12 protein-coding genes are annotated in these 11,592 nt (G+C 65.2%); 11 read left to right on the top strand and 1 reads right to left on the bottom strand.

The annotated features are described in order from the left end of the window. Positions 1-107: 107 nt before the first annotated feature. The 11 genes from GRZ55_RS01065 (at position 108) to GRZ55_RS01015 (ending at position 11,155) form a co-directional block, all read left to right on the top strand. Positions 108-998: a hypothetical protein gene (locus GRZ55_RS01065; protein WP_169285024.1), complete on the top strand. Its 891-nt coding sequence runs from the start codon at positions 108-110 to the stop codon at positions 996-998. 174 nt (positions 999-1,172) lie between these two features. Continuing rightward, positions 1,173-2,120: a galactofuranose ABC transporter, galactofuranose-binding protein YtfQ gene (gene ytfQ / locus GRZ55_RS01060; protein WP_169285023.1), complete on the top strand. Its 948-nt coding sequence runs from the start codon at positions 1,173-1,175 to the stop codon at positions 2,118-2,120. Positions 2,121-2,178: 58 nt separating this feature from the next. Then, positions 2,179-3,699, top strand: a complete 1,521-nt coding sequence (locus GRZ55_RS01055; RefSeq protein WP_169285022.1) for a sugar ABC transporter ATP-binding protein — start codon at positions 2,179-2,181, stop codon at positions 3,697-3,699. Next, positions 3,699-4,697, top strand: a complete 999-nt coding sequence (locus GRZ55_RS01050) for an ABC transporter permease (RefSeq protein WP_169285021.1) — start codon at positions 3,699-3,701, stop codon at positions 4,695-4,697. The genes GRZ55_RS01055 and GRZ55_RS01050 overlap by 1 nt, the downstream gene beginning before the upstream one ends. A 20-nt stretch (positions 4,698-4,717) precedes the next feature. Next, positions 4,718-5,686: a galactofuranose ABC transporter, permease protein YjfF gene (gene yjfF, locus GRZ55_RS01045; protein WP_169285550.1), complete on the top strand. Its 969-nt coding sequence runs from the start codon at positions 4,718-4,720 to the stop codon at positions 5,684-5,686. 157 nt (positions 5,687-5,843) lie between these two features. Further along, positions 5,844-6,848, top strand: a complete 1,005-nt coding sequence (locus tag GRZ55_RS01040; RefSeq protein ID WP_169285020.1) for a sulfate ABC transporter substrate-binding protein — start codon at positions 5,844-5,846, stop codon at positions 6,846-6,848. Between the two features lie 73 nt (positions 6,849-6,921). Next, a complete protein-coding gene (gene cysT / locus GRZ55_RS01035) occupies positions 6,922-7,746 on the top strand; it encodes a sulfate ABC transporter permease subunit CysT (RefSeq protein ID WP_368856568.1) in 825 nt (274 codons plus the stop codon). 1 nt (position 7,747) lies between these two features. Continuing rightward, positions 7,748-8,641, top strand: coding sequence for a sulfate ABC transporter permease subunit CysW (gene cysW / locus GRZ55_RS01030; protein ID WP_169285018.1), 894 nt, complete (start codon positions 7,748-7,750; stop codon positions 8,639-8,641). Beyond that, positions 8,638-9,657 (top strand): sulfate/molybdate ABC transporter ATP-binding protein, encoded by a 1,020-nt coding sequence (locus tag GRZ55_RS01025; RefSeq protein WP_169285017.1) that lies wholly within the window; start codon positions 8,638-8,640, stop codon positions 9,655-9,657. The genes cysW and GRZ55_RS01025 overlap by 4 nt, the downstream gene beginning before the upstream one ends. Before the next feature lie 71 nt (positions 9,658-9,728). Then, the gene (locus GRZ55_RS01020) at positions 9,729-10,181 is read left to right on the top strand and encodes a DUF3429 domain-containing protein (protein WP_169285016.1); all 453 of its coding nucleotides are present in this window, start codon (positions 9,729-9,731) and stop codon (positions 10,179-10,181) included. Next, entirely contained in the window at positions 10,178-11,155 is a 978-nt protein-coding gene (locus tag GRZ55_RS01015) for an NAD(P)/FAD-dependent oxidoreductase (protein WP_169285015.1), read from the top strand. The genes GRZ55_RS01020 and GRZ55_RS01015 overlap by 4 nt, the downstream gene beginning before the upstream one ends. 23 nt (positions 11,156-11,178) lie before the next feature. On the opposite strand, the gene GRZ55_RS01010 is transcribed toward GRZ55_RS01015, so the two are convergent. Further along, complete coding sequence (locus GRZ55_RS01010) at positions 11,179-11,592, bottom strand: DUF3830 family protein (protein WP_169285014.1); 414 nt, start codon at positions 11,590-11,592, stop codon at positions 11,179-11,181.

The raw sequence follows: 11,592 nt of genomic DNA, 5'->3' as shown, positions 1-11,592 counted from the left end.
AGTTTCCCGTGTGGGATGTCGGAGGTAATGCGTCCTGCACGCCGCCTCCCGATCGCACTTTGCAGCCGCTGCCTTCTCGGCGTGTCGCCGAGTTTCGGGAGGATGAAGTGCTTCTGTCGCAGTTCCGGCGCCTGGACGGCCAGATCCAGGTTGTCGCCCGTGAGGGAACCGAGGCCTACGAGGTCGCTTCCGACCAGTCACTCTACGACCTTGCATTGTGGTGTGCATCGGCGCGCGTGAGCCTCAGCGACTGCGTGCTGGAGCGCGGGCTGGGGGCGGCGGTGGACTTGGACCAGCTCTGCGAGGAAGGCCGCGTCCTGCCCCCGGTGCTTCATCCAGACCCCGCCCATGTGGTCGTCAGCGGGAGCCCGCTGGCTCTTTCGGAAAAGGCGGACGGGAGTGAAAAGGCAGCCTGGTTCTACCGCGGCGCCGGTGATGCGCTCGTCGCGCCTTCGGCACCCGTCGCCTTGCCATTGTTCGATTTCGAAGGGGCCGTTCAGCCCAGGATTGCGGGACTCTACGTGATCGGAACGGACGCGCTGCCTTGCCGGATCGGGTTCACGCTTTCCAGGCAGTACTCCAACCGCTTCTCCCGAGAGACGGGGGAGGCCGGCATGTATGGCGGCGAACCGCGGATCGCTTTCGGGCCTGAACTCCTCGTCAGCGTTCTGCCGGGCGTCGTCAGCGGTACGTTCCGGCTGATGCGTGGCGGCGAGGTCGTCGCCATGAGCCCGATCATTCTGAACGTGGCTGATCCCGGACATTCCGTCGCCGAACTCGAGAAAGACCTTTTCGGGCGCGGCGTCTTCCTCAGGCCCGGGGACGTGCACATCCACATGTTCGGGACGCCCACAGCTGCCCTTTTCGGGGAAACGACGGCGCTTTCGGGCGACGTCTTCGAGATAGAGGCCGCGCCATTCGGTCTCCCGCTTCGCAATTCGGTCGCGGCTGCGCCCTTGCACGGCTCGCCCGAAACGCAGCCCGTCCGCGTGCTCTGAGATCGATGAGGGGGGGCGGACGCAATTGGAGATTTGCCTGCCCCAAGGGGCAACAAGACACGTTCCGGCGGGACTGGCCGGATCGGATGCGCGAAGGGAGCAGCGCTGATGGGCTCCAGTAATGAACTCAGGTCGAGCCCCGATGCTCGGCCGTACAAGCGGAGGAAACAAATCATGATGAAGACCCTTTTGACAGGTGCCGCGCTATTGGCGCTCACCGCGACGGCTTCTGCCCAGACTGTCGGCTTTTCGCAGATCGGCTCGGAGTCCGGGTGGCGCGCGGCCGAGACGACGCTCACGCGGCAGCAGGCGGAAGAACGCGGCTACACGCTCCAGTTCTCGGATGCCCAGCAGCGCCAGGAGAACCAGATTGCGGCCATCCGCTCCTTCATTGCCCAGGATGTCGACGCGATCCTGCTTGCCCCGGTGGTCGCTACCGGATGGGACAGCGTGCTTCAGGAGGCCAAGGAAGCCGAAATCCCCGTTGTCCTGCTCGACCGCCAGGTCGATTCCTCCGATGATCTCTACCTGACCGCTGTCGGCTCGGATCTGGTGCATGAAGGGCGGGTCGCCGGCGAATGGCTGGTGGGCGATGTCGGCGATGCCGATTGCCGCATCGTCGAGTTGCAGGGAACGACCGGGTCCTCGCCCGCCATCGATCGCGCCAATGGCTTCCGCGAGGCGATCGAGGGGCATGCCAATCTCGAGATCGTGCGTAGCCAGACGGGCGACTTCACGCGTTCCGGCGGCAAGCAGGTGATGGAGAGTTTCCTTCAGGCCGAAGGCGGCGGCGCGGAGATCTGCGCGCTCTACGCCCACAATGACGACATGGCGATCGGCGCGATCCAGGCCATCAAGGAAGCAGGCCTGCGCCCGGGCGAAGACATCAGGGTCGTCTCGATCGACGCGGTACCGGACATCTTCCAGGCCATGGCGGCCGGCGAGGCGAACGCTACCGTCGAACTGACGCCGAATATGGCCGGGCCGGCCTTCGACGCGCTGGAAGCCTTCTGGGCCGATGGCACCATGCCGGAGAAGTTCATCCAGACCGATTCGCGCCTGTACACCCAGGCCGACGATCCTGCCGGCGAGTACGAAGCCCGCAAAGATCTGGGCTATTGAGGCTGGGCTGACGAACCGGACCGGGGCATGATGCCCCGGTTCGCTGCAGGATATCTAGATGCTTCTGTCGATCAGATCGCTGTCGAAGTCGTTCCCGGGCACCAAGGCCCTTCAGGGCGTGGACTTCGATCTCGCCGCAGGCGAGGTGCATGGGCTGCTGGGCGAGAACGGGGCCGGAAAATCGACGCTGATCAAGTGTCTCACCGGAGCCTATCGCCGTGATGGCGGCGAGATGTTCTTGCAGGGACATTCCATCAATCCGACATCGACCGCCGAGGCGCAGACGCTGGGCATAGGCACCGTCTATCAGGAGGTGAACCTCCTGCCCAACATGACGGTCGCCCAGAACCTCACCTTCGGCAGTGAGCCTCGGCGCTTCGGACTGGTCGACGCACGCATGCAGAGCCGAAAGGCGCGCGAGATTCTGGCGCCCTATGGCATCGGTATCGACGTCGACCGCGATCTCGGCGCCTATCCGGTCGCGATCCGCCAGATCGTGGCTATCGCGCGGGCGGTCGAGCTCTCCGGCAAGGTGCTGATTCTCGACGAGCCGACGGCCAGTCTCGACGCCGCAGAGGTCCGCCTCCTCTTTTCGATCGTTGGCCGGCTCCGCGACGAAGGACTTGGAATCATATTCGTGTCGCACTTCCTCAACCAGGTCTTCGAGCTCTGCGATCGCGTCACCGTGCTGCGCAACGGGCGCAAGATCGTAACCGCGGAAACGGCCCAGCTGGACCGCCTGCGGCTCATCTCGCACATGCTGGGCCGCGAACTCGAGGAGGCCGAACGCCACGATCGGGGCGCCTCAGGACAGAACGCCGAGCGGCGCGAACCGATGATCCGGTTCGAGGGCCTCGGCCGTGCCGGCATGATCGAGCCCTTCGATCTCTCGGTGGAACGTGGCGAGGTGATCGGCCTTGCCGGCCTCCTGGGTTCAGGCAGGACGGAGACGGCACAGCTGATGTTCGGCGTCCGCTCCGCCGGCAGCGGAACCACCGAGGATGCGCAGGGCCGCGTCGCCCATGGCAGCCCGCGCGAGGCGATTGCCGCCGGCTTCGGTTTCGCGCCCGAAGAACGCAAGGCCGACGGCATAGCCGCAGAACTCTCGGTACGCGAGAACATCATCCTGGCCTTGCAGGCGCGCCGCGGCTGGATGTCGCGCATTCCCCGTGCCGAACAGGAGCGCCTGGCGGCCCATTATATCGAGAAGCTCGACATCCGCACATCGGATGCGGAGAAGGCCATCGGAGATCTCTCCGGCGGCAATCAGCAGAAGGTGGTGCTCGCCCGCTGGCTGGCGATGAACCCGCGTTTCCTCATTCTCGATGAACCGACGCGCGGCATCGACGTGGGCGCGCACGCCGAAATCCTGCGGCTGATCCACGAGATCACGGCGGAAGGCATGTCCATCCTGGTGATCTCTTCCGAACTGGACGAGCTGGTGGCGGTGTGCGACCGGGTAATCGTGCTGCGCGATCGTCGCCACGTCGCCGAACTCGTCGGAGAGGACGTGTCCACCGACGCGATCGTGCGGGCTATTGCCAAGCCCGATGCGGCCAAGGTCGTGGAGCCTGCGTGATGGGACGTATGGCACGTCGGCTTGCCCCCCAGATCCTCACGTTGGCGGCGCTTGTCGCGCTGGTCAGCGTGTTCTTCCCGAACTTCATCAACATCAGCTTCGATGGCAGCCGCTTCGTCGGGCCGATCATCGACGTGCTGAAGCGTTCAGCGCCGATCGCGCTCCTTGCCGTCGGCATGACGCTGGTCATCGCCACCCGCGGGATCGATCTGTCGGTCGGAACTGTGATGGCCATCGCCGGCGCCGTGGCCGCCTGGGCGATCACTTCCGGCCTGGGCTTGCCGCTCACGCTTGCCCTGGCGCTCGCAGCTGGCCTTGCAGCCGGGCTCTGGAACGGTGCCCTGGTGGCGATCATCGGCATTCAGCCCATTGTGGCGACGCTGATCCTCATGACTTCGGGTCGCGGCATCGCGCAGTTGATCACCGAAGGAAGGATCCTCACCTTTTCCGATCCGGGCTTTGCCTTCATCGGATCCGGTGCGGTCTTCGGCATTCCGTTTCCCACGGTGCTGTGGATGGCGACCGCGGTTGCCTTTGCGGTCCTGATGCGGCGCACCGCGCTGGGGCTGCTGATCGAGGCGACGGGCGTCAACCGCGCGGCCAGCGCGCTCGCAGGCGTGAACGCGACCGTCATCCTCATCGCCGTCTACATGGCGTCCGGCCTCTGCGCAGCGCTCGCCGGGATCGTCACGACCGCCGACATTCGGGGTGCCGATGCCAACAATGCCGGCTTGTGGCTCGAACTCGATGCCATTCTGGCCGTCGTCATCGGGGGCAACTCGCTCCTCGGCGGCCGTTTCTCGATCGCCGGATCGATCCTCGGCGCGCTGATCATCCAGACCATCAATACCGGCATTGTCCTGTCGGGCTTCCCGTCCGAATACAACCTCGTCATCAAGGCCGGACTGGTCATCATCATCCTCGTCCTCCAGTCGCCCAATCTTTCAGCCGACTGGATTTACCTTCGCTCGGTGCTTTTGCCCCGGCGGGCAGACTAGGTGTCCGGAAGCCCATGACCATCAATCCCCGCCTCTATCCGCTGCTTGCCACGATTGGCATCTTCGTCGTCGGCTATGCCATCTGTTACCTGCAGTTTCCCGCCATGCTGTCGACGCGCGTGATCGGCAACCTGCTGACGGACAATGCCTATCTCGGCATCGTGGCCGTGGGGATGACGGTTGTCATCCTGTCCGGAGGCATCGATCTCTCGGTCGGGGCGGTCATCGCGTTTTCGGGCGTGTTCATCGCCGTGCTGCTGCGCGATACCGGTCTCCATCCCATTGTCGTCTTCGCGCTGCTGCTCGTGTTAACAAGCGCGTTCGGTGCGGCCATGGGCTGGCTCATCCATGCGCTTGCCATGCCGGCCTTCATCGTGACGCTCGCCGGCATGTTCCTCGCCAGGGGCGCCGCCTACATGCTGACGATCGAGTCCGTCGCCATCAATCATCCCTTCATCGTGACGCTCCAGAACGCGTACTGGCTCATGCCGGGGCGGGGAAGGTTGACGCTGATCGGCATCCTGATGCTCCTTGCGGTCGTCGCGGGCGTGTTGATCGCCCACAGGACGCGGTTCGGCGCGAGCGTGTTCGCGATCGGGGGCGGCGAGCAGACGGCGCGGCTGATGGGCGTCGACATCGGACGCACGACCATCCTCATCTACGCCTTCTCTGGCCTCATGGCCGGACTTTCCGGCATCGTCTTCGCCATCTACACGGGGTCGGGCTACCCGTTGGCGACAGTTGGCGTGGAATTGACGGCGATCGCCGCCGTGGTCATCGGCGGCACGCTGCTGACCGGCGGGGCGGGCTATGTCGTGGGAACATTGTTCGGCGTGCTCACCATGGGACTCATCCAGACCTACATCGTGTTTGATGGCACGCTCTCAAGCTGGTGGACCAGGATCGTCATCGGCCTGTTGCTCCTGGCTTTCATCCTGCTTCAGAGAGGGCTGCTCAAGCTGACGGCATTCGGCGACGCTCGCGCCTGATCGCCACGAAAGCGTGGGCTGAGAACGTCTGACTACCAGATCGGCAAAATCGGGAACGATATTCCAATCCATCTGGAGAGGTCGCGGGCTCCATGCCTACCGGCTGGACCAAACTCGACTAGCCTTGGAAACGACAGGCACTCGAGAGGACAATCTTATGAAACGCTTCGCCATTATAGGCGCAACGGTCGCCGCGCTCGCGGGCACCGCTACCGTCCCCGCACAGGCGCAGGACCAGATCCTGAACGCGTCCTACGACATCGCGCGTGAACTGTTCGTCGCGATCAACGCCGCCTTCGTGCCGGCCTATGAGACGGAGACGGGTGTCTCTGTCACGGTCGACCAGTCGCATGGGGGGACGTCTCGCCAGGCACGCTCCATTGCAGAAGGCCTGGAAGCCGACGTGGTCACCTTCAACCAGGTGACTGACATCGACTTTCTCGTGGAGCAGGGTTTCGTTGCCGAGGACTGGCAGAGCGCGTTCGACAACAATGCCTCGCCCTACTACTCGCTCCCTGCTTTCATTGTCCGCGCGGGCAACCCGAAGAACATCCAGGATTGGGACGATCTCGTGCGCGAGGACGTCCAGGTGATCTTCCCCAACCCCAAGACCTCGGGCAATGCGCGCTACACCTATCTGGCCGCCACGGCCTTCGCGCTGGAGGCCTTCGATGGCGACCAGGAACAGGTCGGTGCCTTCATCACGCAGATATTCGACAACGTCCCGGTTTTCGACACGGGCGGCCGCGGTGCGACCACGACCTTCGTCGAACGTCAGCTGGGCGACGTCCTGATCACCTTCGAGGCCGAGACCCAGGGCATCGCGCGGGAATTCGGCCAGGAGAATTTCGAGACCGTCATTCCCTCGCAGAGCCTTCTGGCGGAATTTCCCGTCGCGGTCGTCGATCGGGTCGCCGAGCGGCGCGGCACCGAGGAACTGGCGCGTGCCTATCTGGGGTTCCTCTATTCGGAAGAGGGGCAGCGGATTCTCGCCGAGCATGGCAACCGCGTTCATGATGAAGCCGTGGCCGCTGAATTCTCGGACCAGTTTCCCGAAGTCCGGCTGGTGACGGTCGAGGACGTCTTTGGCGGCTGGGATCAGGTGCAGGAAGAGCACTTCAATGCGGGTGCGCGCCTCGACCAGCTTTTCGGCGAGCGTTGACCCCATCATCCGCTGGAGAACCGAGCCGGCGGGCCCTGCCCGCCGGTTTTCACTGCGAAGAGACGTGAGCACCGTGGCCAGAAAACCCGTCATTCCCGGACTGAAACTGTCGCTCGGCGTCACGCTCTTCTATGTCGGATTGATCATCGCGCTGCCCATCGGCGCGCTCATTTTCAAGGCTGCGAGCCTTGGCCCCGCTGATTACTGGAGCATCGTCTCCTCGCCGCGCGCGGTTGCCAGCTACCGGGTCACCGTCCTGGCGGCCCTGGGCGCGACATTCTTCAATCTCTTCTTCGGACTCGCACTGGCCTGGGTGCTCGTGCGCTACGACTTTCCGGGCCGCCGAATCGTGGACGCGATCGTCGACCTGCCTTTCGCCCTGCCGACGGCCGTGGCCGGCATCGCGCTCACCGCGCTCTTCGCGCCCAATGGCTGGTTCGGCTCCATCCTGATGGATTGGGGAATCCGGGTGGCCTACACCCCGCTCGGCATCATGATCGCGATGTCGTTCACCAGCCTGCCCTTCATCGTGCGCACCGTGCAGCCGGTGCTGGAAGATCTCGACCCCGCGCTGGAGGAAGCCGCCCAGTCGCTCGGCGGCAGCGACGCCTCCATCTTCGCGAAGGTGATCCTGCCCTTGCTTGCGCCCGCGCTGATGGCCGGCGTGTCGCTGTCCTTCGCGCGCAGCCTGGGCGAGTTCGGGGCCATCATCTTCATCGCCGGCAACCAGCCGATGCAGACCGAAATCACCGCCCTTCTGGCCTATATCAGGCTCGAGGAGTTCAACTATCCGGCCGCCGCCGCCATCGCCTCGGTGCTGCTCTTCACCGCCTTCGTCATGCTGGCCGTTACCAATGCCGCGCAGGCCTGGGCGCTGCGCTACACGAGGAGGGGCTGAGATGGCGCTGCAGGCACACCGCAAGCCGCCGCGCGTGGGCGATGGCCCGCTCTTCAGGCGCATTCTCATCACGCTGGTGCTGATCACCGGCGCTCTCCTGATCGTGGCCCCACTCGCCGTCATCGGCGTGCAGGCCTTCTCGCTCGGCACGCGCCACTTCGCCGAGACCATCGCCCATCCCGACACGCGCCACGCCATCATGCTCACCGTGCTTACGGCGCTTATCGCGGTGCCGCTCAACACCGCCTTCGGCGTTGCGGCTGCCTGGGCGATTACCAAATATGATTTCTGGGGAAGACGCCTTCTGCTGATCGTCATCGAGATACCATTCTCGGTCTCGCCGATCGTGGCGGGCGTGGCCTATCTCTTCGTCTACGGCCTCCAGGGCCTGTTCGGCCCGGCACTCCAGGATGCGGGCATCCGCGTCATGTTCGCGCTGCCGGGCATCGTGCTGGCGTCAATGTTCGTGACGGCGCCTTTCGTGGCGCGCGAACTCATCCCGCTGATGCAGGCACAGGGACGCGATCAGGAAGAGGCGGCGACCTCGCTGGGCGCTTCGGGCTGGCGGACATTCTTCACCGTCACCGTTCCCAACATTCGCTGGGCGTTGCTGTACGGCGTCGTGCTGTGCAACGCCCGCGTGATGGGAGAATTCGGTGCGGTCTCGATCGTGTCCGGCAATATCCGCGGCCAGACCAACACGCTGCCGCTTCATATCGAACTGCTCTATCACGACTACAACACGGTGGGGGCCTTCGCGGCCGCCTCCATTCTCGCCGTGCTCGCCGTCGTCACCATCATCGTCAAGGTGTGGCTGGAGCGCCAGGGAGCGGGCCGCCGGTCGCGGCCGGCCCTTGTGGCGCCCGGAAACGCCGTTGCGGAGAAAGCCTCATGAAGATCGTTCTCGACCAGGTCGAAAAGACATTCGACAGTTTCCGCGCCGTGCATGGCGTCTCGCTGGAGATCGGCAGCGGGGAACTCGTCGCCCTTCTGGGCCCTTCGGGATCGGGCAAGACGACGATTCTGCGCATGGTCGCCGGCCTCGAATATACCGATGGCGGACAGATCTTCTTCGGCGATCAGGATGCCACCGACATTCCGGTGCGCGACCGCGGGGTTGGGTTCGTCTTCCAGCATTATGCGCTGTTCCCCCACATGACGGTGGCCGAGAACATCGGTTTCGGCATGAAGGTCTCCAAGGTACGCCGCTCGAAGGCCGAGATCGCCACGCGGGTGAGAGAACTCCTGAGCCTCGTTCAGCTCGAGGGCCTTGGCGACCGGTTCCCCTTGCAGATTTCCGGCGGCCAGCGCCAGCGCGTGGCGTTGGCGCGGGCGCTCGCCGTCGATCCCAAGGTGCTGCTGCTCGACGAGCCCTTCGGCGCGCTCGATGCCAACGTGCGCCGCGACCTGCGCCGCTGGCTGCGCGAGATCCACGACGAACTCGGCATCACCACGCTGTTCGTGACCCACGACCAGGAAGAAGCACTCGACCTTGCCGACCGCGTCGTCATTCTCGACAAGGGCCGCATCGTTCAGGAGGGCACGCCGCAGGAAGTCTGCCGCGCGCCCGGCTCCGCCTTCGTGATGCGCTTCCTGGGCGACGCCAACCGTTTCGATGCCGATGTCAAACAGGGCGAGGCAGAACTCGCCGGCCTGCGCCTGCCGGCACCGGGCGTTCCCGATGGCAAGGCACAGGTGTTCGTGCGCCCGGCGGATCTCGATTGGGCTCAGCAGGGCGAGGGGCTGCCGGCCCGCATCCTGCGGGTGATCGACCGGCCCGAAAAACGGCGTATCCTGGCGCTTACCGAGCGCGACGAGACGGTGGAGCTGGACGTGGATGTCGACACCGTGGTCTCGCCGAAAGAGCAGGGCTTCCTGCGCATCCGGCGCGCCAGCGTGTTTGCGGCCTGATAATGCAGGCCTGAAAGGGCGTCGCCCACAAACCAGGTGATCGGAACGCGGACCAGAAGCGTATCGCGAGCATGGCAACCGAGAGCCCGCTGACCGATCCGAACCCGTCCGACGCCCGGCTTGCCTGGGCACTGGCGTCGGCCGGTACCCTTCCCTTCCTGGCAGGAGCGGCCGACCTTCTCTTCCTGGGAGGCGCCTGGACGGCAAGCGTGCAGGTCTACGCCGCGGTGATCGCCTCCTTTCTTTGCGGCGTGCATTGGGGCGCGGCGCTTCTTTCGGCCCGCCGCGTGCGACCCGCTGCGCTGCTTCTTGCCAGCAACGCGCTGGCCCTATCGGCCTGGCTGGCTGCCATGCTCCCGGCGTCGACCGGCTTTGTGCTCTTTGCACTTCTCTTTGCCGGGCTTGCGGGGATCGATCATCTGCTCGCCCGCGCCTCGGTCTGGCCGGACTGGTTCTGGCGCCTGCGCATGACGATCACGGCCGTCGTCGTCGCGGCCTGCCTGCTCATCGGGCTTTTGGCATGAAGCGCATCGCGATCATCGGCGCGGGCATTGGCGGGCTTGCTTTGGCCAGCGCGCTGCGCGACGTCGCCCTTGTGACTGTCTTCGAGAAGGGGCGCGGTGTGGGCGGCCGCATGGCCACGCGCCGCGAGGGCGAGCATTCCTTCGACCATGGTGCGCAATGTTTCACGGTCCGGACAACGGCATTCCAGGCCTGGCTGAAGCCCCTGACGGCCGCGGGACTGGTCGACGAATGGTCGGGTCCCGTCGTCAATCTGGAGGCAGGCCGCCTCATCGGGCCGCGCCACTGGCGGGAACGGCATCTCGTCGGGGTGCCCGGCATGAACGCCATTGCCCGGCATCTGGCGGCAGGCCATGCCGTCAGGACGGAGGTCGAGGTCGCGCCCCTTGGTCCTTCCGCCGGCGCCATGGAGCTTGTCTCGACCGGCGGGGAGCCGCTCGGGGAATATGACCTCGTCGTTTCCACGACGACGCCGCATCAGACACGCGCGCTGTTCGCCGGTGTTCTGGCGATGCCCGGTCTCGATCGCCCGCGCATGAAACCCTGCCACGCCCTCATGGTGGCGTTGGACGCGCCCTGGCGGCAGGACTGGATCGCTGCCAAGGTGCTGGATGGGCCGATCAAGTGGATCTCGATCGACAGCACCAAGCCCGGCCGGGATCGCGCCAGGGCAAGCATCGTCGCCCACACGCGCAGCAGCTGGTCCCGCCACCATGCCGAGACCCCGACAGCATTGCTGGGAGACGTGCTCTTCGACGCGCTGGGCCGGGCGATGCCGGCTCCGCTATCGAGCGCGAATGTGGTCAAGGCGCACCGTTGGCGCTCGGCGCTTGTCGGCAAGACCGAGCGCCCGGGACCTTTCTTGGATCATTCGCTTGGTATTGCGGCCACGGGCGACTGGACCGCCTCCAGCCGCATCGAGGAGGTGGTCCTGTCCGCGCTTGAACTGGCTCGGCGCATCGCCGCGACCGGCTGAGTGCAGCCGAGAACCGGGCCAGCTCAGGCCTGTTCGAAGCGGATCGGCTGGGCGCCCTCCCACAACACTTTGTTGCCCAGCGCCTTCAGGTTCTCCAGCCCCTCCGTGATCGTGATGAAGTGGTTGCCGGCGAGCTGACCCATCTTGGAAGAGAAGTCGACGCCGCCATAGGCGAGCAGGATCTCGGTCTCGCTGATGCCGCCGGGATAGAGGATGATGTGGCCAGGGGCCGGGTGGCTCGTGTGGTTCTCGTAGCCGACGCCGAAATCGGTGTCGCCGAGCGGGACCCATACACCTTCGCCGCTCCAGCGCACATGCACGATCTGGCTTTCATAGGGCAGGTGCTTGCGGAAGGCCGCGACAGTCTGCGGGGCATCCGCGGTCTCGAAATGGCCGCGGAAGGTGTAGCCGCCTGCATGAATGACCAGTTTGTCCAT

Source organism: Chelativorans sp. ZYF759 (assembly GCF_012911015.1).
Taxonomy (GTDB): domain Bacteria; phylum Pseudomonadota; class Alphaproteobacteria; order Rhizobiales; family Rhizobiaceae; genus ZYF759.
Note: the sequence above shows the minus strand (reverse complement) of the source record. Positions and strands in the feature narration are given on the sequence as shown.

Excerpts from the sequence above, each read along its gene's own strand:
- ytfQ (WP_169285023.1), top strand. The coding sequence starts at position 1,173 with ATGATGAAGACCCTTTTGACAGGTGCCGCGCTATTGGCGCTCACCGCG.
- GRZ55_RS01055 (WP_169285022.1), top strand. The coding sequence starts at position 2,179 with ATGCTTCTGTCGATCAGATCGCTGTCGAAGTCGTTCCCGGGCACCAAG.
- GRZ55_RS01050 (WP_169285021.1), top strand. The coding sequence starts at position 3,699 with ATGGGACGTATGGCACGTCGGCTTGCCCCCCAGATCCTCACGTTGGCG.
- GRZ55_RS01040 (WP_169285020.1), top strand. The coding sequence starts at position 5,844 with ATGAAACGCTTCGCCATTATAGGCGCAACGGTCGCCGCGCTCGCGGGC.
- cysW (WP_169285018.1), top strand. The coding sequence starts at position 7,748 with ATGGCGCTGCAGGCACACCGCAAGCCGCCGCGCGTGGGCGATGGCCCG.
- GRZ55_RS01025 (WP_169285017.1), top strand. The coding sequence starts at position 8,638 with ATGAAGATCGTTCTCGACCAGGTCGAAAAGACATTCGACAGTTTCCGC.
- GRZ55_RS01020 (WP_169285016.1), top strand. The coding sequence starts at position 9,729 with ATGGCAACCGAGAGCCCGCTGACCGATCCGAACCCGTCCGACGCCCGG.
- GRZ55_RS01015 (WP_169285015.1), top strand. The coding sequence starts at position 10,178 with ATGAAGCGCATCGCGATCATCGGCGCGGGCATTGGCGGGCTTGCTTTG.
- GRZ55_RS01010 (WP_169285014.1), bottom strand. The coding sequence starts at position 11,592 with ATGGACAAACTGGTCATTCATGCAGGCGGCTACACCTTCCGCGGCCAT.